We start from the raw sequence: 25842 nt of genomic DNA, 5'->3' as shown, positions 1-25842 counted from the left end.
GTTTAAGGCAGTAGGGCCGCCTTGCCTTCTTGCGTCAGGAATGGTGCGATCTTGGCATAAGGCAAGCTGAACTCCTGCTCGCAACCGCTGCCATACGCTTCTTCCCAGAATTTCACGCCCGTATCCGTCAGGCTCAGGTGGTACAGGCCGCGTCCCATGTAATCGGTCTTGCAATCGTCGCTGATGGTTACGCCCTTGAACAGGCTCTGGCGCAAGCTGAGAGGCAGGGCGCTCATGTCGTAGCTGCCTTCCTCGGATTTGCTGCCGAACCAGCGCCACACATCGATTTCCTTGCCGCTCTGCAAATCCCAGGTACGAAAACGCATGCTGATGCCGTTGCGGCCCATGCCTGCCGCCCAGCGGTAGAAATTGATCGTCACATAGCGCGCCGACCAGAACGTGGGTTCGGCGTGCACTTCATCGTCCATCGCGACGCCATAAGTGCCCAGGAAATTGCGGCGCCGCTCGAAATAGTCGGCCAGGTCGTGCTTGTTCTGCGGCAGCTCGGTGCGCAGCTGCCTGTTGATGGCGGCAACGCCTTTGCCCGGCCCCGTCAGCTCGACGGTGATCGAGTCGGCGATGCGCAGGCTGCGGAAGGACACGTCTTTCCGATTGTTCAGATACATGGGCCGGCTGGTGACCAGTGCAGGAAAATCTTCCAGCGCCAGGTTGTAGGCGGTGCTGGAGCAGGGCTCTTCCTTGCCGGCTGGCGGGCGCACCAGTATCAGGGAAATCGGCAAGCTCTTGCCATTCGATGGGTGATGCCAGGTGCCGCTCAGATTGCCATCCTGCGGCTTGCCCAATTCCCAGCGGCCGGTGGGATTTTCAGCGTCCAGGGTTTCCACCCATTGCTGCTTGCCTTCTGGCTGGTTCAGGTTGATCGATGTCTTGTGGCGCGTGTAGTAATAGTTGCCCTTGTTGTCGTAGGTGCTGGGAAAATTGAAACAGGTGGTGATCTCGGCATTGCCCAGCTTGCCTTTCCAGACACCGGCCAGGTCGCCATTGTCGGGTGTGGTGGCTGCCTGCCCTATCATGGGGAGAAAGGGCAGGCAGAGTAGGGCAAACAAGAGACGGCGCATCGGTATTTCCTTGCTATGTTGAATGATGGCCGATTTTACATGCTGCATTCACCATGAGCACTCACGACTCGCACGCTCCCCCTTGCTGCGCCAGCACGCCCATTGCCGGCGCCAGGAATTGCAGCATGGCCGGTGTCACGAAACTGCCATCCATCAAACGCGGCTCCTGCTGGTGCGCCGTGCGCAATTTTCTATGTGTGGCAGGATCACGGCCTGCATACGACTGGAACAGGTCCAGCCATTGTCTGGCCAATTCCAGCACCATGGGGTCGGTGGGAGCGGCATTGGCATCCATGGCGGTGCGGATGGCGGCAAACAGGGGCAGCCATTCGGAAGCGCGCTTGCCATAGTTTGCTTTCAGGAACATAAATTCGGCATCGTCGAGGAAAGGGCGGTAGAGCGCCACGCGCGAGGCATTGAAGCACTGGATAATGAATTGCATCAGCGCGTTATCGATGCCGGTTGAGACCTGCAGCGCCGTCTCCGTTTCATGCATGGTGTTCAGGCGCGCAAACAGGCCGGCGTGGGCGTTGGTGTCGTGCACTATCTTGACCATCCATTGCGTGGCCAGCGCTTGCGCGGTGGCATCGTCTGGCGTGGCGCCTTTTGCCTGGACGGCGCGCACGCGGGCCACCAGCGCCTTCCATTCCTGTTCCACCTTCGCATCGGTCAGCATGGGTATCTGTTGCAGTTCTTCGCGTGAAAAATAATTGTCGTACATGGTCATCAGCTCCATCGTGGTCAGCCATTCGGCCAGTTCCGGCTCCTGCCCCTGCACCAGCTGCTGCTGCAGCATTTGCAAACGGCCGCGCAAGGTATCGGCTTGCGCGATCTGGCTATCGAGTGCGGCGATCTGTTTCGCCACGATAGACGCCAGCGGCAGGTCCGGACCGGCCAGTGAAGTTGCTATTTCGGCCAGCGACAGGCCAAACCTGCGCAGTGCCATGATCCGGTGCAGCCGGGCCATGTCGCTGTGCTGGTACAGCCGGTAGCCAGCCTGCGTGCGCCCCGAAGGCGAGAGCAGCCCGATGCTGTCGTAGTGGTGCAGGGTGCGCACGGTCAAACCCGTGCGTCTGGCCAGTTCACCGATTTTCAACAGCATGGAATACTCCTTTTCTGTGGGCGTACAGACAGCATGGAGTCTGACGTTGCGTGAGGGTCAAGCAAATAATGGACTATTTTAAATCGTCAGCCGCTGCCGCAATTCCTGCAGCAATATGCCGGTCTTGGGCGTCAGCTGGCGCGCCAGCGGCCAGGCCAGGTACAGCGGCAGGCCCGGCGTGGCGTAGCTGGGCAGCACTTCGACGATGGCGCCCGAGGCCAGATGTTCTTGCACCAGCCAGGTCGCCAGCTGGGCCACGCCCAGGCCGGCCAGTACGGCGGCCGTGCGGGCTTCGGCGTCGCCCACGGTCATGCGCGGTGTGACGTCGCGGCGTTCGACCTGGCCGTCGCTGGCGGCGAACAGCCATGTCATCGGCGTGCCGTCGCTGCGGCCGTAGGCGATGCAGTCGTGCTGTTCCAGGTCGGCGATAGTGTGCGGCGTGCCGCGCCGCGCCAGATAGGTCGGGGCTGCGCAAAAGATCAGGTGCTCGTCGCCCAGGTGCATCTGGCCCAGCGCGGCGGGCCAGTTCGACGGCATGCCGATGCGTACCGCGATATCGACGCGCTCTTCGAACAGGTCGACGAAGCGATCGCTGAAGGCGATGCTGGGCTGCAGCTTCGGGTACTGCCCGCACAATTGCAGCAGGGCCGGCATCACGCGCAGGCGCCCATAGGAAGCGGGTACGGCGATGCGCACCTTGCCCGCCAGGTCGCTCGCCTGTTCGGCCAGCACGTTTTCGGCATCCATCAATTCCTGCAGCACGCGCTTGCACGTCGCGTAATACGCGCGGCCCGCATCGCTCAGCGCCAGGCGGCGCGTGCTGCGCTCGAACAGCATCACGCCCAGCCTTTCCTCCAGCCGCGCCACGCTCTTGCTGACGGCGGAACTGCTGAGGTGCAGATGTTCCGCCGCCCTGGTAAAGCTGCCCAGGTCTGCGGTGTACAGGAAGGGCGTGATGCCTTTCAGGTGGTCGGATGAAAACATGATTGCAGAATTTTATTCACGAATGGAGTGAAATAGTATCGCAGATAAGAATTTAAATCGCATCTATCATGGTCTACTCTCTCAACAGAACAGGCATTCTCATGAAAGCATTAATCATCGGCGCCAGCGGCGTTATCGGCCGCGAGCTGGCCATCCATCTGCTGGCGCAAGGCTGGCAAGTGACGGGCGTGTCGCGCGGCCGCACACCCGTACCGCAAGGCTGCCAGGCCTTGACCCTGGACGTGACGGATGGTCCGGCAGTCGCCGCCGCGCTGGCCGGCATGGAAGTGAGCCACGTGTTTTTCACGGCCTGGGCGCGCCAGGAAAACGAGCAGGAAAATATCCGCGTCAACGGCGCCATGGTGGCCAATGTGCTGGCCGCGCTGGGACCATCGGGGTACTTGCGCCACGCGGCGCTGGTGACAGGCATGAAGCATTATCTGGGCCCATTCGAGGCCTATGCCCAGGGGGCCGTGCCCGTCACGCCATTTCGCGAAGAGCAGGGGCGCCAGCCGGTCGACAATTTCTACTACGAGCAGGAAGACCGTTTGTTTGAAGCGGCCGCGCGCCATGGCTTTACGTGGAGCGTGCACCGCCCGCACACCATCATCGGCTACGCGCTCGGTAACGCCATGAACATGGGCTTGACCCTGGCCGTGTACGCGACCCTGTGCAAGGCCAGTGGCCAGCCATTCATCTTCCCCGGTTCAGCGGCGCAGTGGCATGGCTTGTCCGACATGACGGACGCGGGCCAGATTGCCCGCCAGTTGGCCTGGGCAGCGGGCAGCGAATCGGCGCGCAATGCCGACTTCAATATCGTCAATGGCGACGTGTTCCGCTGGAAGTGGCTGTGGCCGCGCCTGGCCGCCTACTTTGGTATCGAGGCTGCGCCCTTGCCAGAGATCATGGCGCCGCTGGCCGCGCGCATGGACGACGCGCCCGCTTTATGGCGGGCCATCGCCGCCGAACATCAGCTGGTGGAAGCCGATATCGGCCGCCTCGCTTCCTGGTGGCATACGGATGCGGATCTTGGCCGGCCAATGGAAACCATGACCGACATGGGCAAGAGCCGCAAGGCGGGGTTCCTCGATTACCAGGATACGCCGGACTCCTTCTTCGCCCTGTTCGAACGCTTGAAGGAAGAACGCGTCATTCCCCGCTAATCTTGGCGGGTGCAGCGCTGGCGGCAGCGGCATTCACCTTGCGCTGCTGCCCCCGTTCCCACTCCAGGCCGGGCCGGTCCACACGAAATTGCAGCAGCCGGCCTTGCACCACTTCCGTCACATAGGCTGTGCGCCCATCGGGGCCACCGAAGGCGATGTTGCTGGGTTTCGCGCCCGGCACAGTGATCTCTTGCAGTACCTTGCCTGCGGGAGACAGTTTGACCACCGTGCCCTTGCCGTAGCGCGTCACGTACAGGTTGCCGTCCACGTCCACGCGCATGCCATCCATGCCGAAATCGTCGAACTTGATCAGCAGGCGCTTGTTCGCCAGGCTGCCATCGGCGGCGATAGTGTAGGCCCACAGATTGCGCTGCACGCTTTCATTCACGTACAGGGTCTTGCCATCGGGGCTGACTTCGATGCCATTGGCCGTGCCCATGGCATCCAGCGCCAATGTCACCGTGCCATCGGGATCGATGCGCCACACGCGGCCCGTGTTGTCTTTCCAGTTCGGATCGCTGGCATACAGCACGTCGCCAGCGGTGATGGCGATATCGTTCGGTTGCGACATGCGCGGTTCGCGCGCGTGGATGGACAGCGCGCGCGTGGCCGGGTCGACTTTATAAATCGTGTGTTCGACATAATCGGCCAAATACATCTGGCCATCGCTGCCGAAGCGGATGCCATTGGCGATGCTGGTGCCGGGAAGCGTCAGCCACACTTCGCCTTTGCCGTCGGGGCTGACTTTGCCTATGGTTTGCTGGCGCGCGAAATTGACGGCGTAGACATTGCCGTCCGCATCGACGGCCGGACCTTCGATACCTTTTGTGAAGGAGTGCGGCGCCGTCAAGGTGGTGGCCAGGAACAGGGTCTCGTGGGCGGGCTGGCTGGCGCAGGCAGTGAGGCCGACCAGCGGCAAGGCCAGCGCGGCGGCGCGCAGCCAGCGCAGGGCGTAGCGGGAACGGGGCATGATTGACTCCATATTTGTGATGCAAAGCAGGCATGGTACCGGACTTCAGCGCAGACACGGCAGGCGCTTGATCCATGCAGACCGTACAATCGTGTCTTTGCCGGAGCGACCATGGACCACATCATTTTCCGCACTGCCCAGGCCAGCGACCTGGCCGCCATCATCGGCTTGCTGGCAGACGACCCGCTGGGCGCCCAGCGCGAAACCCTCACCCCGGCCGGCTCGCCGCCAGCCGCCTGCTATATCGACGCCTTCAAGGCTATCGCCGCAGACGCCAACCAGCAATTGGTGGTCGCCGTCGACAACGGCATCGTCGTCGGCACCTTGCAATTATCCTTCATCCCCGGCATCGCCCGCCGTGGCGCCTGGCGCGGCCAGATCGAAGCCGTGCGCATCGCCGCCACGCACCGCAGTGCGGGCCTGGGCCAGCACATGTTCGAGTGGGCGATTGCCTTATGCCGCGCGCACGGCTGCCACCTGGTACAACTGACCACCGACAAGGGCCGCCCCGACGCGCACCGCTTTTATGAGCGGCTGGGCTTTGTGGCCAGTCATGAAGGCTACAAGCTGGCGCTGTAAAACATGCAATGCGGCGTATGATGGACTTTTCCACGCAATGGGAGGAGACATCATGGACAAGCCGGAATTCATATTGGCGGTCAAGGCGATGGAAGCGCTGGAGATGTACCAGGCCTCATATGGTACGTCCCAGGAATACCAGTCGCATCTGCAGGAAGTGCAGCAGATACTGCGGCACAAGGGCGCCTCGTTGTTGCTTTCTGAACACGGCGCCGCCAAGTTTTTGCTGGCCTTTGCGGACGCCCTGGAAGTGGCCCATCTGCCCGGAGAGTACCTGCCTTTGAGCCGCAGATAGAGATACATCGCGCAACTTGATCTTTGCCTGAATACCAATAATATTTTTGTTATTGGTAATGATTCTCATTTATAATCCCCTTCCACATCGCTCCGGCTGGCGGAAGCGCAGGGGATAAAAATGAAAATAACGATGGCACAATCCTGTGCGGCTCCTTTCAGGAGCGCCGCATGAGGGCGCCCGTATTACGTGGCTGGTATGCCGTACACCGCTGGAGCAGCCTGATTTGCACGATCAATCTGCTGCTTTTGTGCATCACCGGCCTGCTGCTGGTCTTCCATGATGAAATCGATGCAGCGCTGGGCCAGGATCACCGGCCGGTGGCTGCCGTGGTCGGCAATGCCGCCAAAGCCAGTCTGCAAACACTGGCTGACAATGCCGTGCAGGGCGACGCGCAGCATACCGTGCAATCGATGTTTTTCCCGCCCGACGAACCGTCGCTGGTGGCCATGCATCTGGGCGAGCGCGGTTCGGCCAGCCTGCGCGGCGGCAAGAACATCATCTTCAATATGGACAATGGCATGCGCCAGGCGCTGCCCGTCAATGTCGAAACGGTCACGGGTTTTCTGCTGAAACTGCACGTCAACCTGTTCCTCGGCTTGCCCGGCCAGTTGTTCATCGGCCTGGTCGGCCTGATCTTTGTGCTCAGCATCGTCAGTGGCATCGTGATCTATGCGCCGCTGACGCGCAAGCTGGTATTCGGTATCTTGCGTTTCGGCCGGCAGGCGCGCATCGTGCAGGCCGATCTGCATAACCTGTTCGCCGTCACTACCATGGTGTGGGCGCTGGTGGTGGGCCTGACCGGCACCTTCCTGGCGTTTTCGCCGCTGATCATCGGCCTGTGGCAAAAGACAGAACTGGCCGACATCATCCGCACCCTGCCGGCCGCCAGGCCGCACAGCATGGTGCCCGTCGATCAGGCGATTGCCCAGGCACGGCAGCGCGCTCCCGGCAAAGACCTGGCCTATGTGTTTTATCCCGGTACCGAATACGCCACCCAGCGCCATTACATGGTGGTGCAGCGCGGCCACAGCGAGCTGGAACAGCGTTTGTTCAGCATCGTGGTGGTTGACGCACAGGATGGCACGGTGGCCGACGCGCGCGGCATGCCCTGGTATATGCAAGCCTTGCTGCTGTCCGGCCCCTTCCACTTTGGCGACTATGCGGGCCTGCCTTTGAAAATTCTGTGGGCCTTGCTGACACTGCTGACGGCCACCGTCACCGTCAGCGGCTTTATCGTCTGGATGAAACGCACGCGTGCTGTCGTCGTGCGCCGCAATGAGGCCACCCTGGCCGATGGATTAGGAGGACAAACATGAACGGTACCTGGGGTTGGCCGCTGCTGCTGGCGGCATTGAGCCTGGGCGGCCTGGCCGCCGGCATTCTGGGCGATGGTGTCTGGGACTGGCTGTGCTGGGTGGGACTGGCTGCACCGATTTTCGTGGTGGTGCGCTGCATGCGGGCCCAGTGGCATGGCCCCGATGAACGCAGCAATCACAATCCATAACGGCATTCGGGAGGAGGGCGTGTCTGCCGACAGCATCCAGCGCAATGAATTGATCAGCCTGCTGTTCCACAAGCACCATGGTTGGCTTTCAGCGTGGCTGCGCAAGAAGACCGGATGCCAGCACCGCGCGGCAGATCTGGTGCAGGAGGCCTTCGCCCGCATTTTGCTGCTGCCCGATCCCCGCCAGCTGGAACAGCCGCGCGCCTTCATGGTCACCACGGCCACGCGCATCCTGATCGACGAGCAGCGCCGCCGCCTGCTGGAACAGACTTATCTCGAAGCCCTGTACCGCTTGCAGGGCGATGACCCTGCCTGCGCCGATACACCTGAACAGATCATGCAGGCCGTGCAGGCGCTCGAGACCATCAGCAGCATGCTCGATGGCCTGGCTGCCAAGCCGCGCCGCGCATTTCTGCTGAGCCGTCTCGATGGCCTGGGCCACGCGGAAATCGCTACCGAACTTGGGGTGTCTGCCAGCATGGTCAAGCAATACCTGGCCAGTGCGCTCGGCCACTGCTACCGCGTGCTGTATCCGGCCGCCGCATGATGGCCAACAGCGTGCAGCCGGAACCCGACGACGCGGTCGTGGACAAGGCCATCCTGTGGCTGACGCATTTGAGTTCGGGCCTGGCCAGCGAGGAAGAACGCCGCGCCTACCGCGACTGGTGCGCGCAGCATCCGCAAAACGCGCTGGCGGCGCACCGTATGGAAGGCATCTTTGCGCGTTTCGATGGCTTGCCGGCCGAACCTGCGCGTGCTGCGCTGGAAGGCCAGCGCAGGCCAAGGCGCAAGGTCATCAAGCTGGCCCTGACTGTAGCGCTGCTGCTGGCCGGCGGTGGCATGTTGGCGCAATGGCCGCAGGCCCGATACTGGAACGCCGATTACCGCACGGCGGCAGGCGAACGGCGCGTGGTGGAACTGGCCGACCATAGCACGCTGACCTTGAACAGCGGCAGCGCTGTGAACATCCGCTATGACGGCCATGCGCGCCGCGTTGACTTGCTGGCCGGCGAAGTGCTGGTGCAAGTGGCGCACATTGCCGACCCAGCATCACAGCCATTTGCTGTGCATACGCCAGACGGCGAGGCGCGTGCGCTCGGCACGCGCTACCTGGTGCGGCGGGAAGCTGGCGCCACCGTGGTGACGGTGCTGGAGTCAATGGTAAGGGCAGGCAGCGCAGATGGCAGCTCATCGCGCACCGTTTTGCCGGACCAGCGCGTGCGCATCACCGCCAACGCCGTCAGTGCCCCGCAAGCTGTCGATGCCGGGCAGGCTGCCAGCTGGGTACGCGGCCGCCTGGTGGCCGATAACGCGCCGTTGTCCGAAGTGCTGGCCGAGTTGTCGCGCTACCGCCGTGGTCTGCTCCGTTACGACGCGGCGCAAATGCAGGCAGTGCGCGTCTCCGGCGTATTTGCGCTCGACGATGGCGACCGCACCCTGACGACCTTGCAGGCGCTGCTGCCGATCACGGTCGAGCATTACACGCCGTTTTTGACCGTGGTATCGGTCAAGCCAAAAAAATAATTCACTATTTTTTACTGCGCCGCTGTCCTTGCGCCGTTCTGCTTCGTCATGGTTACTGTAGCGAGCCAATTGCATGCACTCATCCACAGGAAACGACAGGAACCGACATGACCTCGAAAAACACCCTCCACCCGCTGCGCCTGGCGGCCAGACTCACACTGCTGTGCGCCGCCGGCGCCACGCTCTTCATGGCGCCGGCAGCCCACGCGCAAGCGCCAGTCGCTGCCGCAGCGGCACACAGGCAATACAACATCGCTGCCGGTCCTTTGAGCAGCGTACTGAATAAATTCGCGCAGCAGGCCGACGTCATCGTCGCCTTCGATCCGGCGCTGGTCCAGGGCCAGGTATCGGCAGGCTTGAATGGCAGCCATAGCTTGCAATCGGGTTTCGAGACGATATTGCAAGGCAGTGGCCTGGCCGCCGCGGTGCAGGGCAGTGGCAGTTTCCTGATCCAGCGCGCCGCTGCTGCATCTGCTACATCTGTAACGCAGACGCATGTGGTGGCCGCGCCCGTGCTGAGCGAAGTGCTGGTAGTGGGGGCGCGCACGCCGACCCAGATCACGGAAATTCCCAGCACGGCCTGGATCATCGGCAGCGACAGTATCGCCGCCCAGGCGCGCGCCGGCGTACCGCTGAAGGAAATGCTGGGCAACCTGGTGCCAGGCCTCGATATCGGCCCGCAAGGCCGCACGGCGTTTGGCCAGAACCTGCGCGGCCGCAGCGCGCTGGTGATGATCGATGGCGTGTCGCTCAATGGCTCGCGCGCACTGAGCCGCCAGTTCGACTCCATCGATCCCTTCAATATCGAACGCATCGAAGTGCTGTCTGGCGCCAGCGCCCTGTATGGCGGCAATGCTACCGGCGGCGTGATCAACATCGTCACCAAGCGCGCTGCATCGGGCGCGCTGGCCTTTACCAGCGAAGTAGGTGGGCGCAGTGGCTTGCGCAATGGCGATGACCTGGACTGGCATGTGGCGCAATCGGTCGCAGGCGGCAATGACAGCGTATTTGGCCGCCTCGGTTTCGTGTATGGCAAGACGGGCGCCAGCTACGATGGCAATGGCAAGGCCGTAATCCCGGACATCACTCAGACCGATTTGCAATACAACCAGTCGATCGACTTGCTGGCCAACCTCGATATCAAGCTGGCCCCCGGCCAGGATTTGAAGCTGCTGGCGCAGGTGTACGACTCGGGTTTCCAGCCGGGCAAGGCGCTCTACCTGGGACTGAATCTGGGCGGCGCGATCCAGCTGACGGCGGCGCCCGTCAATCCGGCGCTGCTCGATATCCGCGATGGTTTTTCGTCTAGCGTCAAACCGCGCACCAAGCGTCATATGCTGTCGGTGGACTACCATGCGGCCAATGTGCCGGGCGGCCAGGACTTTTATCTGCAAGCCTATACGCGCAGTGAAAAGCTGGACTTTTACCCGTTCCCCGGCATCGACAATTTTGTGGCCGGTGGCGTGCCTGGCCGCTCGCTGAATTATGCCGCCTCGCGCCAGAATACGGATACTTCGGGTTTGAAAGCCGTCTTCGCCAAGCAGTTCGATGCGGTAAAACTGACGTATGGTCTCGATTACGACCACGAGAAATTCGAAGGCAATCAAGTCTTGTTCAACACGGCGCAAGCGCTGCAAAGCGGTGGCCTGGTGTTCAACCAGATTGCAGAGCTGGGCCGCTACCCTGGCTTCAAGACGGATATCTATGCGCTGTATGGACAGCTTGACTGGCGCATCAGCGACGTCTTGTCGCTGTCGGCTGGTCTGCGCCACCAGCGCGCCAATATTGAAGTCGACGACTTCGTGCAGGCGGCGCAGCAGCGTTTGATCGCTGTCGGTATCGGCCGTTCGGCGCAAGCCATCCCCGGCGGCAAGAACCACTACGACGTTACTTTGCTCAACGCGGGCCTGCTGTACAAGCTGTCGCCGCAACAGCAGTTGTGGACCAATTATTCGGAAGGCTTTGAACTGGCCGACCCGGCCAAATACTACGGCCAGGGCAATTACGCGCTGGTGGGCGGTGCGGCCGGCAGCTGGAATCTGCTCAACTCCATCAACGTCAGCGGTTCGCCGATGAGCGGCATCAAGACGCGCCAGCTGGAAGCGGGCTGGCGCCATCGCGGCGGGCCTTTGTCGGCCCAGGTGGCGCTGTTTTATTCGCAGTCGGACAAGGCGATTGAAGTCAACCGCAGCACGTTCGACATCAGCGTGGTCAATCAGAAGGTGCGCAATATCGGCCTGGAAGGCCAGCTCAATTTCAGCGTCAATGAACACTGGGATGCGGGCGCCAACTGGCTGGCCATCATTACGCAGCAGCAAAGCAATGGCGACTGGAACAAGCGCGACGTGACGGTGTCGAGCCCATCGAAACTGACTTCCTATGTAGGCTGGAAGCAGTCATCGCTGGCGCTGCGCTTGCAGGGCACGCAGGTATTCGCGGTGGCTGACGCCAGCAGCAAGCGCCTGACCGGTTATGCCCTGTTCGACTTGCTGGGAGCCTACCAGCTGCCGAAAGGGACATTGAGTTTTGGTCTGCAAAACCTGCTGAACCGCGACTACACGACGACCTGGGGCCAGCGTTCAAAAATCCTGTATGGCAGCCTGATCGCCGCCCAGGCGCTGGACTATCGTGGCCGTGGGCGCAGCATCGGCCTGACGTATTCGCTTGATTATTGAGGCTGCCAACTGGCCTGCCGATGGAAAGTTATAATGCGTGCGCAATCGCAGGCATTTTTTTATTTGACTTTTCACAGGCAGGCAGCATGCAAAACCATCCCATCACCACCGATATCTTACGCGGCGCCATCGAGCTGGAAGCGACCGCACAGGGCGTGCTGCCGCATCGTTTGCCCGTATGGGTGCGCCAGCAGTGCAGCGACCCGCAACTGGCGATGGTGGAAGCCCAGCCAGCCGGCGTGCGCTTCGTCTTTCGCAGCGAAGCGACCGTGATCGAACTCGATGCCGTCTGTACGCGCCGCGTGTATGTGGGCGCGCCTGCGCGTCCGGATGGCCTGTATGACTTGATCGTCGATGGCCAGCTGGTGGCGCAGCAGAGTGTCAGCGGCGGCAAGCTGATGACCATCGACATGGCGGCCGGCTCCATGAAGATGGACACCGGCCCGGCTGGCACGGTGCGCTTCGACGGCTTGCCTAACTATGAAAAACGCATCGAGATCTGGCTGCCGTATAACGAGGCGACCGAAATTCTCGCGCTGCGTACCGATGCACCGATAGAAGCGATCGCGGACGACGGCCGCAAGGTCTGGCTGCACCACGGCAGCTCGATCAGCCATGGCACGGACGCTGCCAGCCCCAGCACCACCTGGCCCGCGATGGCGGCAGCACAAGGTAAAGTGGATTTGATCAACCTGGGCTTCGGCGGCAGCGCGCTGCTCGACCCTTTTGTCGCCCGCGTGATCCGCGATACCAGGGCTGACCTGATCAGCATCAAGCTCGGCATCAACCTGGTCAACCTGGACGTGATGCGCTTGCGCGCCTTCGGCCCGGCCGTGCATGGCTTCATCGACACCATCCGCGAGGGTCATCCAAGCACGCCGCTGCACATCATCTCGCCGATACTGTGCCCCATCCACGAAGACACTCCCGGCCCCAGCCTGCCCGACATGGCTGCGCTCAGCAGCGGCAAGCTGAGTTTCTACGCGGCCGGCAACCCGGCCGAACGGGCAGCAGGCAAACTGACCCTCAATGTGATCCGGACCGAACTGGAAAAAATCGTCAAGCTACGCGCGGTGGACGATGCGCATCTGTTTTACCTCGATGGCCGTGAACTGTATGGCGAGGCGGATGCGCAAGAATTGCCGCTGCCGGATAACTTGCACCCGGATGCGGCTACGCACCGGCGTATGGGTGAGCGGTATGCGGGGCTGGTGTTGCGTTGATTTGACAATAGGAGGGTTGCTCGCGCAGTGATGCCTCTTTCAGCCTTCCTCCTTGCGCCTTTCCCATGACTCTACTGCAGTAAACTCAACTCCAGCCAGACCAGGCGCTACAGCCGCCATTCAATCATTTTTCCTCCGCGTGTGTATTACCCGTCCCCGACTTTTTATCTTAAGTATCTCCAATTTGTAATGAATTAATCATTGCAATAGCAGCTTTTCGTTTGCAATAATTCAATTAATGACGATATCGAAAAGCAAGCCAAGTTGGTTTGTGTCGCATATCGTCTAAAGCCAATATTGATTGATAAAAATAATTTTAAAATGCTCAAGTTGAAGTCCTTGATATTGCTATTTCCCTTTTTATTGATGCTGCCAGGTTTGGCATCTGCCACATCAGAAGAAGATCAATTGCTCTCGGAGCTAAAGAGATTTCAATGGGCGAAGCTGTCTGGCGAAACAGCGCCATGTGCCTCCTACGAATGCCATTTGATCTGGGCGGCGCCAGCGATGGCTATCGGCGATGTCGGATTGTATGCGCGCAGGGTCAAGGTCGAAGGCATGCAGCAATACGCGAAAGAAAAAGGCATTCATCAGGATTTTGATGCAGTCAGCAAGCTGGAATCACTGGCGCCGATGACGCCAGCGCATTTTCATGGGCGATATCAGATTCAGATAAAAAATCAATCTTCCAGAACCAGAAATGAGCCAACTGACCTGGAGGTTGAGTCGCGCCTTGTTATCCAGATTGCGGTAAATGGCGTCGCCACCGATGTGATCTTTGATAGCGGTGCACCGCTGATCTTGCCGACGGACGCTGCAGCCGTCACCACATTGGATGCAGTCGATATTCCAGCGAATAATGCAGGCGCATTGGGAGTAGCGCCCAGCAGCGCGCTGTTGATCGCCAAAGAGGTCGCTATCGGAAATGCCGTGCTCAAAAACCAGATGGTGATCACAAAAGAAAGCGTATTTAAACAAGGTATTCAATCACTGGGCTTGTTTGGTTATGATTTTTTGCTCAGGTTCGATGCTGTGAATGTGGATTTACGATCTGGCGTGATCCAGTTCAATCCTGCCACGGTTGAGCGTGGCTACTGTGCCCCCATGGAACTGGCGCTGGATAAGAATCGCATACCTGCCGGACTGGCAACCGATATCCTGATCGACGATATACCGTTCAAGGCCAGGATAGATACGGGAGCCAATATGGATGTGTTGTTACACGGTAAAGACTTGATGCCATGGAAAAAGGGCAAGCCCTTGCGTGTGCTTGGAGTGGATACTGCCGGCCTGACGACGCCGCTGGAAGAGTTTGCAGCGCATGTCACGCTCGGCACAACCACCTCGACTCACGCCGTTGTGCGTACGCCCGTCCCGAATCAGACCTTCGACGCCACGCTGGGCATCAAGTTTTTTGCTGGCCATAGCCTGACGTTTGATTTCAGGCATAGCCAATTCTGTATGGACTAACTGAGTTCCAACATTTGTTCTTAGCGCTTTTCCTTATTATTTTCCTTATTAATCACTTGCAACAGCTTGAACGCTTCGTGCTCGATTGCCGGTTCTGCATCGGCCAGTTCCTTGCTTGCCTTGACATAGGCGGCGCGCTTGCGCTCCTTCTTTTCTTCCGGTGCAAGGGCCACCGTCATGCCCGGCATCATGATCTGCGCGCCGGAGTTGTACTTCTTGTAGATGACTTGCTTGCCGTAAGCGGTGTTATAGAAACGGGTCATCTCGGTTGCGGTGTCCACGGAAATGGTACTCGTCAACGTTGGCGCCAGACGCTGATAAACCTCTGCCGGCGGAATTTTGTCGAGCTTGGCGAATACGGCCTGCTTCTGTGCTTCAGTCGGGTAGCGGCTGCGGGCGGCCACGCCTTTTAATACCTTTTCAATCTGCATCGCGGCCAGCAGATTCTGCACGGCTTGAACGTGGGCGGGGTTGGATGCCACAAGCGGTGCTGCGGGCGCCGTGTTGGCGGCAAATGCGGGGGCGGTGAAGGCCAGCGATAAACCCAGTACGGCTTGGACTGCAAACTTCATAAGTTCCCTTCGGGTGAGGAGGTAAGCACCATAAGTACGTGCATGAATAAAAAATTCCGCGAGGCCAGAGTGCGTGTAGCCACAAGACGACAGGCTGTTTCTGGACGATGGTCTTATGGGATGCAACTATAGCGCAATTGATAAGGGGCGTCAGTTGAAGTTCAGCCTGCTTGATAGCAGGTATGGCACCGTCTCCTCCCAATTTGAAGGTGATAATTGGATAGTATTTCCTCAATGAAAATGCCATACTATCCAGCATCATCTTCAGTCAAACCCGGACCATTAATGAAGCTGTTCTCCACGGTAAGCCCGGTCGTATTTGGCGATAGAGGAGAAGGCTGGCCGCGTCAGGCCGTGTTCCGTATCGCAGTCGTTGTAGTGCTGCATCTGGGGCTGCTTTGGATATTCACCCGGCCGTCACAGATACCCGCAGTGCCTGACAATCGGGTGTGGCTACAATTACTGCAGCCAACATCGCCCGTATTTATTCCCAGGAAGATCGTTGTTGAGCCTAAGCTTGATCCGCTCCCGGAGCCCAGGCCTGTTCCTCAGTATACGCCAGCGCCTTCCATCGCCACACCTCAGCCAGCCAGCCCGCTTGTAACGCCTTCCGCACAGACGGCGCCAGCATCGATAGCGGATGGCCTTGACGAGCGTGCGCAGCCAGCGGCAGCCAGTACACCGCCTGCCGACATGCTACAGCGGGCGCTCAAAGCAGTTGGCGCGATAGACCGCCAGTTGCGTGCGGAACATAAACAAGAATTTACTGCGCCACCAGACACCGCCAGTTCGCGCCTGGCCAGAGGATTTGCAGAGGCGCATGCGGCAGTGGGCCCCAAGTGGAACGAGGCCGCCCGCATCGAGTTGTTCAGTGCCCCCAACGACCCCAAGCGCATCTATCGTGTGACAACGGCAATGGGCGAGTATTGCGTGTTTTTTGCTGACAAGGCCAGTATTGCCGAGAACGGTTCCGCCAAGGCGGGGTGGGCCGGGTTTGGCCAGGCTAGCATGTCGAAGTGTCCGATAAAGTTTTGATGGGCTTACAGCGATGGAATTTGCTGGCGCCGCTTGAATCCCCCCAATCCCACGGCTGCACCGGTTAGTAGCAATGCCACGGCAGTGTATAGCGCCAGATGCATGCCATGCATGAATAGCGTTGTTTCCCCCTGCCTGACAAAAAATCCGAAGATGGCCACGCCGATCACGCCACCAAGCTGGCGCGCCGCGTTCAACAGGCCCGAAGCAATACCGGCCTGCGTATTGGGAACAGCCGCTAGGGTTGCATTGGTGATGGTCGGTATCGTCAGCGCAATGCCGCTGCCGGCCAGCAGCATGGGCAAGACCAGTGGCAAGTAAGACTGCATCGCCAGCGCCGGCAGCATCAGCAGGTAACCGATGGCAGAGATCAGCAGGCCGGTAACGGCCAGCTGGCGTGTCCCGATACGGCTGACCAGCCTGCCAGCAATAATGTTCATCACCATCAGGATGGCCATCATCGGTAGAAAAGCCAGGCCGGTCTGCTGCGGTGTCCTATGCTGCACCGATTGAAAGAACAGGCTGAAGCTAAATACCATGCCGTAAAACACCAGGTTGACGATCAGTCCGATCACGGTTGCGCTGCTGACTGCCGCATCACGGAATAATGCCAGTGGCAGCATCGGCGAGGGATGGTGTGCCTCCAGCCAGATAAACAGGCTGCCAAGCAGGATCGATAGCAGCAGTGCCCCCACAATAATCGGGCTTTGCCAGCCGAGGCTGCTCGCTTGCGTCAGGGCAAACGTGAACGTTGCCAGGGTGACTGCTCCCGTCATTTGGCCGGGCATATCCAGGCTGCGGCCGGCTTGGGTGGGCGATGCTGGCGCATAGCGATAGGTCATCCACAAGCCGATCAGGCCGACCGGCAGGTTGATCAAAAATATGCTGCGCCAGCCCAGCGCGCTGATCAACAGGCCGCCGATGACCGGTCCGGCGGCAAGGGCGATGCCGCCGCCGGCGCCCCACCAGCCTATCGCCCGGCTACGCTGCTGGTCATCGTGGAACGCCTGCCTTAAGAGCGACAGGGAGTTGGGCACCAGCAGCGCCGCGCCAAGTCCTTGAGCCAGGCGCCAGGCAATCAGCGAGGGCAGGCTCGATGCGGCGCCGCAGCCCACCGATGCCAGCGTGAAGATCGCAAAACCTGCCATGAAGACGCGCTTCGCGCCCAGGCGATCGCCCAGCGCGCCGGCCATCAATAATAATGCCGCGAAGACTAGCGCATAAGCATTGACGACCCATTGCAGGCCGGTCAGATCGGAATGGAAGGCGTTACGCAGGGCCTCCAGCGCGACATTGACGACACTGACGTCGATCAAGACAAGTACGAAACCAAGGCAGGTGGCGATCTGGATAAAGCGGAGATGTAGGGATGACTTGAGCATGGTGACCTCTCTATAAGTAGGTCACAGTGTAAGAATGTTTGATCTGTGCGAATATTCCCTATATTTGCATAACAAACTGGAGAAAACGCACAGATGTTTGACTGGGAAAACCTGCGCTGCTTTCTCGCCGTTGCACAGGCCGGCAGCCTGTCTGCTGCCGCGCGCGTGCTGAAGGTCGATCACGCTACCATCAGCCGCCGCCTGAGTGCGCTTGAGGCGGAGCTTCAGGTGCGCCTGGTCGATCGATTGCCACGTTCATGCCAATTGACAGCGCTGGGGCAAAGAATCTTCGCCATCGCCAAGGAGATGGACGCGGCCGCCTTTGCCGTAGAGCGGGTGGCGCGTGCAGAACAGGCTCCCATTGTGGGCAAGGTGACGCTCAGCGTGCCACCCGTGCTGGCCAACAATTTCTTTGCAAAACATCTGCCTGCATTCAGGCGACTGCATCCGGGAATACAGCTATCGCTCGCCAGCCAGGCGCAAAGCGTCTCGCTAGGCCGGCGCGAGGCAGATATCGCCGTGCGCCTGTTTCGCCCTACCGAACCGGGTAATGTGGTGCGCAAACTGGGCACCATGCCATTCGCCCTGTATGCCAACCGGAACTACCCGTATCTGGACGAGCCAGCGAGCTGGGAATTCATCGGTTTCGATGCACAATTCGCCGACATGCCCAATCAGAAATGGCTGCTGGCGGCGATAGGAAAACGCCGGATAATCTGCGAGGTCAGCGACATCACCACCCAGCACGCCGCCGTTCGCACAGGGATAGGCGTGGCGAACTTGCCAACGTTTATCGGGGACAGCGACCCTGAGCTGCAACGCTTGCCGTTTGATGGCGAGGCGTTCTTCAGGGATATCTGGCTGGTGGTGCATGTCGATTTGCGGCATGCACCGTTGCTGAGGGCGGTGATCGAGTTTGTGGTGGAGGTGGTGGCGGGTGAGTTTGGCGGGCAGTAGCGCGCCTGATGGCCACTCCTAAGATTCAGCGACGTGGATGCTGGCCTTGATATGCTTGAGATGGGCCACGATGGTGAACGTCATCACCACCAGCAGCGACCATGAACTCCATTTGTTGACATGCACCACCGACCAGGCCCCTAGCTGGTTCGGATAGCGCCATACGCCGAAGAAGGTGCTGATGTTTTCTGCCAGCCAGATAAAGAAGCCGACCAGCACGAAACCCAGCAGCAAAGGCATGCTGCGGTCGCGGTCCAGCGGGCGGAACACCACGGTGGTGCGCGCATACAGGCCCAGCGCGCAGGCGGCCAGATACCAGCGATAGTCGCCGATGTAGTGATGGGTAAAAAAGTTGGCGTAGATCAGCACGGCGATCAGCACCCCCATCCAGTACGGTGGATGGTGGCGAATCCGCATATCGAGCAAGCGCCAGGTCTGGATGATGTAACTGCCGACGGCCGCATACATAAAGCCCGAAAACAGGGGCACCCCAAACACCTTGCTGTAGGCAAAATCGGGATAGCTCCACGACTGTATCGTCCCCGACACCTTGAACACCTCCAGCGCAAAACCGACCGCATGAAACAGGCTGATGGCTTTCAACTCATCCCACGTTTCCAGCCCGCTCCACACCATCGCCGCCTGGATGACCAGCGCCACCAGCAACAGCACGTCATAGCGCGGCAAGCCAAAAAGCCCCGCGCGCGGCACCAGGAACACGGCAGAGAAAAACAGCCCCACGAACAGGCAGGCCCTGGCTTCCTTGATGCCGAAATAGAGGAATTCGGTCAGGAAGCGCGGCAAGCCGCGCAGGCGGTTGCGGGGTGTGGTGTTTAAGAGGTGGGTGTCGAGGGCGGTAAGCATGGGGGGACTTTAGCGGCAGGGGGCTACTCAATCACAGTTAGCAAATTTTTTTCTTGGTGTCGTAGTCTAGGCATTCATTTTCATAGCGCTCGTTGACATCTTTTAGGAATCTATCACGGCCACGATTGAGTTTGGAAACCGTTAACTCTTGTTCTTCCTCAGGTGTGATCGAGCCGACGTCGGGTTTCAAAGTCTGATGGTCGGCGGATATTGTATAGCCAATATCACAGTATTTATCGTCATCAAGGCGATGCGAGCCGATCCAGTAGCAAATACCGACGCTCGACGGTTTGCCATCATATTTGTAAAAAATATCAAAGCCCGCCAGCTTGAATTGCTTGGGGCGCATTTTTTCTGCGTGCTGTAGTACTTGCAGAACGGTTGCGCCGTCATCTGTTTTCTGGTTCTGCGCAGCCTTGATGAGGCGTTTTTCCTCGGCCGGTGAAAGTGGCTGGGCTTTGAATTCTGTTGGGCTTTTGATTGCGGCTGGTGGCGGTGCCTGGGCAGGCGTGGGTGCGGGTGCTGCAGGTACTTCGGTAGGGGCTGCAGGGGCTGGTTCGGGGTCTTGGGAGCAGGCGGTTAGGGCGGCTAGGGTGAAGGCCAGGATAGATAAGCGCATTTTAGGAAGGTGTTGTTAATTAATGATCATTGTAATGGTGAAGCTGGGGGACGGGGCAGGTTGAGCTGCACTTTGGACAGCGACAGGCGCGGTTCCCAGCGGCGCAGCGCAAAGGCGGTGGCGGCGTAGATGCGCAGTTGCGTGGCCTCGTTCAAGGGCTGGTCGATCAGTTCGGGCACTTCCGAACCGTAGCGGCGGCGCCGGATGCGCGAGCCGATAGATGTCGTGAGAATGTCGGCTATCGACTGGCGCAAGTGGGCCAGGCCCGTCAGGCTGCGCCCGGTGCTGGCGTTCATGCCCATCATGATTGCGGCCCGCCCGACTTGTCGCCACCGGCCTTGACGCCGCCGTGCGTGTGTTTGGCCAGGCTGATATCGCCAGCCAGCCAGCCAGCACGTCGCCGCTAGCCTTGACGCTGTCCTTGACGGTAGCGCCTTGCATGACGATCAGGTTTTCATGACGGTCAGATCGCCTGTGCAGATGGTGCTGGGCGCGTTCGATGTGACCTTGTCGACCGTGATGGTGGCCGTGCCGCCGGGCAGGGTGGCAGTCAGTTCGTGGGACGCATGGTCGTATTGCACCATGGCGCCATTCGGGTAATGGGTGGTGTGGATGGTGTTGCTGGTTTCGGGCGCGTCAAATTCCTTGAAGTACAGCGCCGGCACGATGGTACCGCGCGTCAGATCGCCTCCAGGGGACAGCGCTATCACCTGTTCGCCCACGGTGGGCACTGACCAAGTGCGCGTGCTACCGGCACAAGGTGTGATCCATTTCAGCCATTCAGTGGTGAGATTCGGCCCAAACTGGACGCGCACCTTTGCGCCATCGACTTCGGCAATGGTGCCCAGGCGGATCAGGTTTTGCAGCAAGCGGAGGATGTCGGACAGGTCGGCGTTCATGCATGGCATGTTGCCGAAGACCGCGTACGGATGCACGCGGGGGCGGGTTGATAAGCCGATTAGCGACTATGGCACACTTAGTGACGGTTTAAAAACTTCATAGCAACTTTCGGGTCCAATCATTTTTGATGTTTTGGAGCGATTGACGATGTGGACGCAAGAGAATCGAAGCCGGCACCAGCAGGTAAGAACCGCGCTCAAACGTGGCTACCCCACGGATGTAAAAGATGACGAGTGGCGCCTGATCGCGCCGCTGTTACCAAGGCAAGCGAAGACGGGAAGACCTCGCAAGACGGATTTGCGTGCAGTGATCAACGCGCTGCGTTACATGGTGCGCTCCGGGTGCGAGTGGCGCATGTTGCCCAATGATTTCCCTCCTTATCAGACCGTCTATTACTGGTTCCGACGACTGATGCGGCACATGCTGTTTCGTACCATCCATGACTTGGCGCTGATGCTTGATCGCTTATGCAATGAACGGGAGGTGCTTCCAAGTGCTGGCATTGTCGATAGCCAGAGCGTGAAAGCGCCAGGCGCGCGAACGCGAGGTTATGACGCCAACAAGAAACTCAGCGGTCGTAAACGCCATATTGCGGTCGATACGGATGGTCGCTTGCTGGCGGTGAACCTGACGCCAGCCGATATCGCCGACGCCACTGGTGCCCAGATGGTGCTCGACGGCTTGATCAAACGCTGGCCTTGGGTAAAGCATCTGTTTGGGGATGCGGCATACGACCGCAGACAGTTGATGGACAAGGCCGCTTTTCTCGACTTTACAGTGGAAGTAGTGCGGCGTCTGCAGGGGCAGCAAGGTTTCGCTGTTCAGCCAAGACGCTGGGTGGTCGAGCGAACCTTTGCATGGCTGATGCGTTATCGGCGCTTGGTGCGCGACTATGAGCAGCGCATTGATGTGTCGGAAAACATGATTTACCTGGCCATGGGATCGTTACTGCTGCATCGACTAAATTTCCGCTAAGTTATTAAACCGTCTCTTAGATAGTCCAATATATTATTCAAAAAAACACGAGATACTGCAAATATGAAAAGTCATTCTCATCCTAAGAAAACAGCAATAAGAATCATTATAATAATTCCACTTATAACAAAACCCCAATACGCTTTTCTTTCAGAATTAGACATTTCATCAAGACGTTGCCCTAGATTTTTTGTGAAAATATCTTTGTATAATTCTTTCTGACTTTTCTTTTTATTCATTTTCCTTCCTCTGGAAATTTTGTATCGAAAAAAGAACCCTTCTGCAAGTCCAAATTTTCAAAAAATCTGAATTACATCAGAAGAATATTGATTGAATATAACTCTGTTCGATAGTGAAAAATCGTAGATGACTCTAACTCATTTGATAACTAATGTCAGTTAAAGTTTACATTGATACTTCTTGCTTTCTCTTCATGTGATGTAGCAGGGACTCGCGTATCAACGTTCGATCCGGTTCGCTCAAGCCCAGCAGCGGCCGCTCCGGGTACTTGTACAGTAGCCCTTTTTTCGACAATCGGTCTTGCCGGCTAAACTGATGCACATGCGCCACGCGCGCCACTCAGCCAAAGAGGCCAACTTCGATCTGGCCGCCGGTCGCCTTCACTTTCATGTGCTTGGCGGTACGGATTTTGGCAAACATTGCCGCTTTCTGCCGCTTGATCCGTCCATTTTTACTTTTAAGCTCCTTGCGCGCCGGATAAGCCGCGCCGTCCGGCCCCTGCTGCGCCTTGATGCGCTGCGCCTGACTGCGGCGCAGGTCGATGGCTACTTTGTGATTGATGGCGCGGCGCTGGGCTGGCTGCAGCTTGGCTAGCAGAGCACCGGCCCAGGCTTCCAGGGCGTGGAGGTCGTCGCTCATGCTGTCGCCTTGGGCGTGCTCCATTCGGCCAGCAGGTTGTCGCCTGCGTAGAGTGTCCAGAATTCGTCCGCATAGGCTGGCGTGTCCTGCATCTCGGCCAGGTGCTGGATATCGAGGCGGCCGGCCTCGCTGCGCTTGACGGCCACGCGCTCGGTCAGTTCCAGCTTGATCGAGATATTGACTGTTTCATGGTTATTGAAATCGACTTCAAAGCTGATGCCATGCTTGCGCCGCTCTTCGTTGGCCATCAGGTCCAGCTGGTGGACTTTCAGCCAGGCGATCATGGCCACCATGATGGCGTCGGCGTCGCCGGCAATGGCGCCAAGAGTTGCCGCAGTCGTTACACGAGGCAGCACACGAGCTAGCGAGCCAGGGGCAGGTCCGTTATTTAGACACGATCTGATCAGTAGTAGATGGTGTTTGTAGAAAAAGCAGCTTGCGTCCTAAAACATGGTCAGAAGAATCGGAGAGGGTTGCGCTTGTATGTGCAACCTGGGTTTGTGGCGGCGAGCTGTGCTCGCCGAATTCTCGCCCCCTGCTCCCGTACCGGACGTGGATTTGCGTCCCGGCTATCGGCGCGTAGGATCAAAAAATAAAGGCCCCGTCGCTTGCGGCCCACTGTCCATATATCTGGCCAGTTTGCGTTCTGTGCCTCTTTTCAAGCGGTCCGTCGCATGCCTGTCTAGCGGTGAAAAATCACGGCGTATTGTTAAGTCTTTATCATGAGCGGCGGGTGCTACGCTGCCAAATAAGGGGGAACAATGCAGAAACCGATAGGTCTACTATGTGCGGTCGTATTCGCCTTGAGTGCCGCTGTGAATGTCCAGGCAACCACGCTTGACCAGCTCGTTCACGCTTACGCTGAACAGCGCGACTTTAGCGGCGTCGTGCTGGTCGCGCGCGATGGTCAGACCATCTACCAGGCCGCTTTTGGTATGGCACAGCCAGCCTGGAAGGTGGCGGTCACCGACGATAGCGTATTTCGTATCGGCTCACTCAGCAAGCCGCTTACTGCGACGTTGGTCATGCGGCTGGTGGAAATTGGCCGTATCAAGCTCGATGAAACCGTTGGCAGCTACCTCCCGGCTGCGTATGCAGGTACGGACGCGGGGAAAATCACGGTGCGACAACTGCTGGCGCATACGTCCGGCCTGGCTGATGTGCCATCTCGCTACACCGATACATTCTGGAGCCGAGACGCGCGCCGTCATTACACGCCCAAAGAATTCGCAAGCGCATGGATTCCCGGTGCACTGGCAAGCGAACCCGGGATCTGGCGCTACAACAACAACGGCTATTACTTGCTTGGAATGATAGTTGAAGCGGCCACCGGGAAAAGCTATGCCGAGAATATGAAACAATATATTTTTGCGCCGGCGGGCATGCAAGATAGTGGTCTATTCGATGGCCGCACAATTATCCCGAAACTCGCACAGGGAACCGTCCAGGCCGACGATGGCACGCGCGTATTGCCTTCCTATATAGACCCATCCGTATCTTATTCTGCGGCTGGCCTATATTCGACGGCGCTCGACCTGGTGCGCTTTGACTCGGCGCTGACGGGTGGCCGTCTGCTCAGCCAGACTTCCCAGCGCGAAATGTTTGCCAATAGAGGCAAGGGCTATGGTTACGGCTGGGAGGTCGAGGACTGGGCCGTACGCAAAGATACGCCACTTCCCGTTGTGTTGCATACCGGAAGCATTCCTGGCTACCAGAGTATATTTGTGCGCTCCTTATCCGATCATGTGGCTATCGTCGTTCTTGACAATACCTGGCAAGGGGCGACGGTGGTTGCGATGGCAAGAGACATTGCCGACCTTGTGCACGGCAAACCGGTGGCCCTGCCGCGACGCAGCCTGCAGGCTGCCCTCGGTCCGATCTTGTTTCGTGAGGGGCTGGACGCAATGCGTGCGGCCTACCTCCGCTTAGGTGCACACGAGTCCACAATGTACGATGTAAGCGAATCTGCACTCAACGCTTTTGGCTATAGCCTATTACGCAAGGACCAGCGGGAAGCTGCTATCCAGGTCTTTCGCTGGAATGCAGAAGCCTATCCCCTTAGCCCTAACGTCCACGATAGTCTGGCTGAAGCCCTGCTTGCATCGGGGGACCGCGAAGGCGCCCGCGCCGGCTATGCCAAGGTATTGGCTTTGGATCCAGGCAATCGCCACGCGACTGAAGAACTGGAAAAGCTCCGGCCTACAAATCCCTGAGCAATCTCCGTTTTGGGGCGAAAGCGGACGGCGCCGATTAGCGCTCTGCATCGCCACCAGTAGCTAAGACTGCGATTCTCAGCGCGGGAATTTATACCGTACCAGCAGCGAAGGTCCTTTGCCGCCGGGTGGCGTCAGCAGTATCTCGTCACCGGGCTGCATCTCTTCATACATCACCGTGCAACAGGTGGGCATCGAGTGGCCGCGCGCGGGATAAACGCCGACGTCGGTATGCAGGGTCGCGGCGCGTACGTCCACGCTGGCCTTGCCGGCCTTTCCTTCTTCTTGCAGCAGCTTGCGCAGGGCGGTGACGAAGTCCCCTTTGCTGAGCCTGGCGGGGGGTTGGCTTGCTTGCGAGCGGGTGGTTGCGTCGTTTTTCATGGCAGTTTCTTTCGGTGTGTATATTTCCGGCACTATAGCATTGGGGGCTGATGTTGGATGGAGGTTAACTGGTAGATTTAGTCGTTAGTCAGAGAGGCCGGGGCGGTTCTGCCATTTCGATACTGACTGGGTATCAGATGGTGTTTTCAGGAGCGGCAGCCAGGGCCCTAAAACCTGGCCAGAAGAATCGGAGGGGGGACGCTTGCAAGCGCAACCCGGTTTTGCGGCGGCGAGCGGTGCTTGCCGAAGTCCCGCAAAACCCCCGCGTCCGTGCCCCCACCCAGGGCACATCGGCTGCGTCTTTGAAGAAGAATGGATTAATGAACTGGGAAGAAGCCTGGTACGGGTGAGTATTGAGAAGCCTTGGCCCATAGAATCGGTAGCTGGATAGACCAAGTTCACGGTGTTTAAAGAACAAATCTTTCCGGGTTAAGTTTGGGCCGCGAACGGCCACTAGCCGTCGTTCCCGCGCAAGCGGGAACCCTTGCAGAGCG

Annotated in this window: 27 protein-coding genes and 2 pseudogenes; 14 read left to right on the top strand and 15 right to left on the bottom strand. The window is 59.0% G+C overall.

The window, feature by feature from the left end; genetic code table 11:
- Positions 1-2: 2 nt before the first annotated feature.
- The 3 genes from HDE75_RS17315 to HDE75_RS17305 all read right to left on the bottom strand — a co-directional run bounded on the left by HDE75_RS17315 (position 3) and on the right by HDE75_RS17305 (position 3165).
- On the bottom strand, positions 3-1079 hold the full coding sequence (locus HDE75_RS17315) for a hypothetical protein (protein WP_183678485.1): 1077 nt from the start codon (positions 1077-1079) through the stop codon (positions 3-5).
- 61 nt (positions 1080-1140) lie between these two features.
- On the bottom strand, positions 1141-2181 hold the full coding sequence (locus HDE75_RS17310) for a MerR family transcriptional regulator (RefSeq protein ID WP_183678483.1): 1041 nt from the start codon (positions 2179-2181) through the stop codon (positions 1141-1143).
- Positions 2182-2259: 78 nt separating this feature from the next.
- Positions 2260-3165, bottom strand: coding sequence for a LysR substrate-binding domain-containing protein (locus tag HDE75_RS17305; RefSeq protein ID WP_183678481.1), 906 nt, complete (start codon positions 3163-3165; stop codon positions 2260-2262).
- Positions 3166-3266: 101 nt separating this feature from the next.
- Here HDE75_RS17305 and HDE75_RS17300 point away from each other — a divergent pair, with 101 nt between their 5' ends.
- A complete protein-coding gene (locus HDE75_RS17300) occupies positions 3267-4328 on the top strand; it encodes an SDR family oxidoreductase (protein WP_260174170.1) in 1062 nt (353 codons plus the stop codon).
- On the opposite strand, the gene HDE75_RS17295 is transcribed toward HDE75_RS17300, so the two are convergent.
- On the bottom strand, positions 4315-5298 hold the full coding sequence (locus HDE75_RS17295) for an SMP-30/gluconolactonase/LRE family protein (RefSeq protein WP_183678479.1): 984 nt from the start codon (positions 5296-5298) through the stop codon (positions 4315-4317). The two genes, HDE75_RS17300 and HDE75_RS17295, sit on opposite strands and share 14 nt — an antisense overlap.
- A gap of 111 nt (positions 5299-5409) precedes the next feature.
- On the opposite strand from HDE75_RS17295, the gene HDE75_RS17290 reads away from it, so the two are divergent.
- The 9 genes from HDE75_RS17290 to HDE75_RS17250 all read left to right on the top strand — a co-directional run bounded on the left by HDE75_RS17290 (position 5410) and on the right by HDE75_RS17250 (position 14571).
- On the top strand, positions 5410-5877 hold the full coding sequence (locus tag HDE75_RS17290) for a GNAT family N-acetyltransferase (RefSeq protein ID WP_183678477.1): 468 nt from the start codon (positions 5410-5412) through the stop codon (positions 5875-5877).
- A 52-nt stretch (positions 5878-5929) separates the two neighbouring features.
- Positions 5930-6172: a hypothetical protein gene (locus HDE75_RS17285; RefSeq protein WP_183678475.1), complete on the top strand. Its 243-nt coding sequence runs from the start codon at positions 5930-5932 to the stop codon at positions 6170-6172.
- 170 nt (positions 6173-6342) lie between these two features.
- A complete protein-coding gene (locus HDE75_RS17280; RefSeq protein ID WP_183678473.1) occupies positions 6343-7491 on the top strand; it encodes a PepSY-associated TM helix domain-containing protein in 1149 nt (382 codons plus the stop codon).
- On the top strand, positions 7488-7679 hold the full coding sequence (locus HDE75_RS17275; protein ID WP_183678471.1) for a hypothetical protein: 192 nt from the start codon (positions 7488-7490) through the stop codon (positions 7677-7679). The genes HDE75_RS17280 and HDE75_RS17275 overlap by 4 nt, the downstream gene beginning before the upstream one ends.
- Before the next feature lie 19 nt (positions 7680-7698).
- Positions 7699-8226, top strand: coding sequence for a sigma-70 family RNA polymerase sigma factor (locus HDE75_RS17270; protein ID WP_311735130.1), 528 nt, complete (start codon positions 7699-7701; stop codon positions 8224-8226).
- Positions 8223-9203: a FecR family protein gene (locus HDE75_RS17265; protein WP_183678468.1), complete on the top strand. Its 981-nt coding sequence runs from the start codon at positions 8223-8225 to the stop codon at positions 9201-9203. The genes HDE75_RS17270 and HDE75_RS17265 overlap by 4 nt, the downstream gene beginning before the upstream one ends.
- Before the next feature lie 107 nt (positions 9204-9310).
- On the top strand, positions 9311-11878 hold the full coding sequence (locus HDE75_RS17260; protein WP_183678466.1) for a TonB-dependent receptor: 2568 nt from the start codon (positions 9311-9313) through the stop codon (positions 11876-11878).
- An 86-nt stretch (positions 11879-11964) separates the two neighbouring features.
- A complete protein-coding gene (locus tag HDE75_RS17255; RefSeq protein WP_183678464.1) occupies positions 11965-13101 on the top strand; it encodes an SGNH/GDSL hydrolase family protein in 1137 nt (378 codons plus the stop codon).
- Positions 13102-13398: 297 nt separating this feature from the next.
- Positions 13399-14571 (top strand): pepsin/retropepsin-like aspartic protease family protein, encoded by a 1173-nt coding sequence (locus HDE75_RS17250; protein WP_183678462.1) that lies wholly within the window; start codon positions 13399-13401, stop codon positions 14569-14571.
- A gap of 20 nt (positions 14572-14591) precedes the next feature.
- Here the strand turns inward: HDE75_RS17250 and HDE75_RS17245 are convergent, their stop codons facing one another.
- Positions 14592-15269 carry a hypothetical protein gene (locus HDE75_RS17245; RefSeq protein WP_260174171.1) on the bottom strand — a complete coding sequence of 226 codons (678 nt, stop codon included), beginning with the start codon at positions 15267-15269 and terminating at the stop codon, positions 14592-14594.
- A gap of 159 nt (positions 15270-15428) precedes the next feature.
- On the opposite strand from HDE75_RS17245, the gene HDE75_RS17240 reads away from it, so the two are divergent.
- The gene (locus tag HDE75_RS17240; RefSeq protein WP_183678460.1) at positions 15429-16178 is read left to right on the top strand and encodes a hypothetical protein; all 750 of its coding nucleotides are present in this window, start codon (positions 15429-15431) and stop codon (positions 16176-16178) included.
- 5 nt (positions 16179-16183) lie between these two features.
- Here the strand turns inward: HDE75_RS17240 and HDE75_RS17235 are convergent, their stop codons facing one another.
- Positions 16184-17560: an MFS transporter gene (locus HDE75_RS17235; protein ID WP_183678458.1), complete on the bottom strand. Its 1377-nt coding sequence runs from the start codon at positions 17558-17560 to the stop codon at positions 16184-16186.
- A 93-nt stretch (positions 17561-17653) separates the two neighbouring features.
- Here HDE75_RS17235 and HDE75_RS17230 point away from each other — a divergent pair, with 93 nt between their 5' ends.
- Positions 17654-18517 (top strand): LysR family transcriptional regulator, encoded by an 864-nt coding sequence (locus HDE75_RS17230; protein WP_183678456.1) that lies wholly within the window; start codon positions 17654-17656, stop codon positions 18515-18517.
- 18 nt (positions 18518-18535) lie between these two features.
- On the opposite strand, the gene HDE75_RS17225 is transcribed toward HDE75_RS17230, so the two are convergent.
- From HDE75_RS17225 to HDE75_RS17210, 5 genes and pseudogenes are all read right to left on the bottom strand, one after another.
- Positions 18536-19381 (bottom strand): DUF817 domain-containing protein, encoded by an 846-nt coding sequence (locus HDE75_RS17225; RefSeq protein ID WP_183678454.1) that lies wholly within the window; start codon positions 19379-19381, stop codon positions 18536-18538.
- A 37-nt stretch (positions 19382-19418) separates the two neighbouring features.
- The gene (locus HDE75_RS17220) at positions 19419-20000 is read right to left on the bottom strand and encodes a hypothetical protein (protein WP_183678452.1); all 582 of its coding nucleotides are present in this window, start codon (positions 19998-20000) and stop codon (positions 19419-19421) included.
- 59 nt (positions 20001-20059) lie between these two features.
- Positions 20060-20305 (bottom strand): annotated as a pseudogene (locus HDE75_RS17215) (GPW/gp25 family protein); the annotation flags it as partial.
- Complete coding sequence (locus tag HDE75_RS27040) at positions 20302-20373, bottom strand: hypothetical protein (protein ID WP_409335664.1); 72 nt, start codon at positions 20371-20373, stop codon at positions 20302-20304. The gene HDE75_RS27040 and the pseudogene HDE75_RS17215, both read right to left, overlap by 4 nt.
- Before the next feature lie 73 nt (positions 20374-20446).
- Complete coding sequence (locus HDE75_RS17210) at positions 20447-20899, bottom strand: phage baseplate assembly protein V (RefSeq protein ID WP_183678448.1); 453 nt, start codon at positions 20897-20899, stop codon at positions 20447-20449.
- A gap of 148 nt (positions 20900-21047) precedes the next feature.
- Between HDE75_RS17210 and HDE75_RS17205 the strand changes: the two genes are divergently transcribed.
- The gene (locus HDE75_RS17205; RefSeq protein WP_183678447.1) at positions 21048-21875 is read left to right on the top strand and encodes an IS5 family transposase; all 828 of its coding nucleotides are present in this window, start codon (positions 21048-21050) and stop codon (positions 21873-21875) included.
- A 77-nt stretch (positions 21876-21952) separates the two neighbouring features.
- Here the strand turns inward: HDE75_RS17205 and HDE75_RS17200 are convergent, their stop codons facing one another.
- The 3 genes and pseudogenes from HDE75_RS17200 to HDE75_RS17190 all read right to left on the bottom strand — a co-directional run bounded on the left by HDE75_RS17200 (position 21953) and on the right by HDE75_RS17190 (position 23110).
- Positions 21953-22114 carry a hypothetical protein gene (locus HDE75_RS17200; protein ID WP_183678445.1) on the bottom strand — a complete coding sequence of 54 codons (162 nt, stop codon included), beginning with the start codon at positions 22112-22114 and terminating at the stop codon, positions 21953-21955.
- Between the two features lie 166 nt (positions 22115-22280).
- Positions 22281-22754 (bottom strand): annotated as a pseudogene (locus HDE75_RS17195) (phage virion morphogenesis protein).
- Positions 22751-23110: a phage tail protein gene (locus HDE75_RS17190; protein WP_311735131.1), complete on the bottom strand. Its 360-nt coding sequence runs from the start codon at positions 23108-23110 to the stop codon at positions 22751-22753. The pseudogene HDE75_RS17195 and the gene HDE75_RS17190 overlap by 4 nt, the downstream one beginning before the upstream one ends.
- Before the next feature lie 405 nt (positions 23111-23515).
- On the opposite strand from HDE75_RS17190, the gene HDE75_RS17185 reads away from it, so the two are divergent.
- On the top strand, positions 23516-24967 hold the full coding sequence (locus HDE75_RS17185; protein ID WP_183678443.1) for a serine hydrolase: 1452 nt from the start codon (positions 23516-23518) through the stop codon (positions 24965-24967).
- A 78-nt stretch (positions 24968-25045) separates the two neighbouring features.
- On the opposite strand, the gene HDE75_RS17180 is transcribed toward HDE75_RS17185, so the two are convergent.
- A complete protein-coding gene (locus HDE75_RS17180) occupies positions 25046-25348 on the bottom strand; it encodes an HNH endonuclease (RefSeq protein ID WP_183678441.1) in 303 nt (100 codons plus the stop codon).
- Positions 25349-25842: the final 494 nt, after the last annotated feature.

The sequence above is a fragment of the Janthinobacterium silvisoli genome (assembly GCF_014200725.1).
In the GTDB taxonomy this organism is placed as follows: domain Bacteria; phylum Pseudomonadota; class Gammaproteobacteria; order Burkholderiales; family Burkholderiaceae_D; genus Janthinobacterium.
This window is presented reverse-complemented; position numbering and strand designations above follow the sequence as displayed.

Excerpts from the sequence above, each read along its gene's own strand:
- HDE75_RS17285 (WP_183678475.1), top strand. The coding sequence starts at position 5,930 with ATGGACAAGCCGGAATTCATATTGGCGGTCAAGGCGATGGAAGCGCTG.
- HDE75_RS17240 (WP_183678460.1), top strand. The coding sequence starts at position 15,429 with ATGAAGCTGTTCTCCACGGTAAGCCCGGTCGTATTTGGCGATAGAGGA.
- HDE75_RS17225 (WP_183678454.1), bottom strand. The coding sequence starts at position 19,381 with ATGCTTACCGCCCTCGACACCCACCTCTTAAACACCACACCCCGCAAC.
- HDE75_RS17230 (WP_183678456.1), top strand. The coding sequence starts at position 17,654 with ATGTTTGACTGGGAAAACCTGCGCTGCTTTCTCGCCGTTGCACAGGCC.
- HDE75_RS17315 (WP_183678485.1), bottom strand. The coding sequence starts at position 1,079 with ATGCGCCGTCTCTTGTTTGCCCTACTCTGCCTGCCCTTTCTCCCCATG.
- HDE75_RS17280 (WP_183678473.1), top strand. The coding sequence starts at position 6,343 with ATGAGGGCGCCCGTATTACGTGGCTGGTATGCCGTACACCGCTGGAGC.
- HDE75_RS17310 (WP_183678483.1), bottom strand. The coding sequence starts at position 2,181 with ATGCTGTTGAAAATCGGTGAACTGGCCAGACGCACGGGTTTGACCGTG.
- HDE75_RS17305 (WP_183678481.1), bottom strand. The coding sequence starts at position 3,165 with ATGTTTTCATCCGACCACCTGAAAGGCATCACGCCCTTCCTGTACACC.
- HDE75_RS17220 (WP_183678452.1), bottom strand. The coding sequence starts at position 20,000 with ATGCGCTTATCTATCCTGGCCTTCACCCTAGCCGCCCTAACCGCCTGC.
- HDE75_RS17255 (WP_183678464.1), top strand. The coding sequence starts at position 11,965 with ATGCAAAACCATCCCATCACCACCGATATCTTACGCGGCGCCATCGAG.
- HDE75_RS17185 (WP_183678443.1), top strand. The coding sequence starts at position 23,516 with ATGCAGAAACCGATAGGTCTACTATGTGCGGTCGTATTCGCCTTGAGT.
- HDE75_RS17235 (WP_183678458.1), bottom strand. The coding sequence starts at position 17,560 with ATGCTCAAGTCATCCCTACATCTCCGCTTTATCCAGATCGCCACCTGC.
- HDE75_RS17295 (WP_183678479.1), bottom strand. The coding sequence starts at position 5,298 with ATGCCCCGTTCCCGCTACGCCCTGCGCTGGCTGCGCGCCGCCGCGCTG.
- HDE75_RS17205 (WP_183678447.1), top strand. The coding sequence starts at position 21,048 with ATGTGGACGCAAGAGAATCGAAGCCGGCACCAGCAGGTAAGAACCGCG.
- HDE75_RS17275 (WP_183678471.1), top strand. The coding sequence starts at position 7,488 with ATGAACGGTACCTGGGGTTGGCCGCTGCTGCTGGCGGCATTGAGCCTG.
- HDE75_RS17180 (WP_183678441.1), bottom strand. The coding sequence starts at position 25,348 with ATGAAAAACGACGCAACCACCCGCTCGCAAGCAAGCCAACCCCCCGCC.
- HDE75_RS17300 (WP_260174170.1), top strand. The coding sequence starts at position 3,267 with ATGAAAGCATTAATCATCGGCGCCAGCGGCGTTATCGGCCGCGAGCTG.
- HDE75_RS17290 (WP_183678477.1), top strand. The coding sequence starts at position 5,410 with ATGGACCACATCATTTTCCGCACTGCCCAGGCCAGCGACCTGGCCGCC.
- HDE75_RS17210 (WP_183678448.1), bottom strand. The coding sequence starts at position 20,899 with ATGAACGCCGACCTGTCCGACATCCTCCGCTTGCTGCAAAACCTGATC.
- HDE75_RS17200 (WP_183678445.1), bottom strand. The coding sequence starts at position 22,114 with ATGAATAAAAAGAAAAGTCAGAAAGAATTATACAAAGATATTTTCACA.
- HDE75_RS17260 (WP_183678466.1), top strand. The coding sequence starts at position 9,311 with ATGACCTCGAAAAACACCCTCCACCCGCTGCGCCTGGCGGCCAGACTC.
- HDE75_RS17265 (WP_183678468.1), top strand. The coding sequence starts at position 8,223 with ATGATGGCCAACAGCGTGCAGCCGGAACCCGACGACGCGGTCGTGGAC.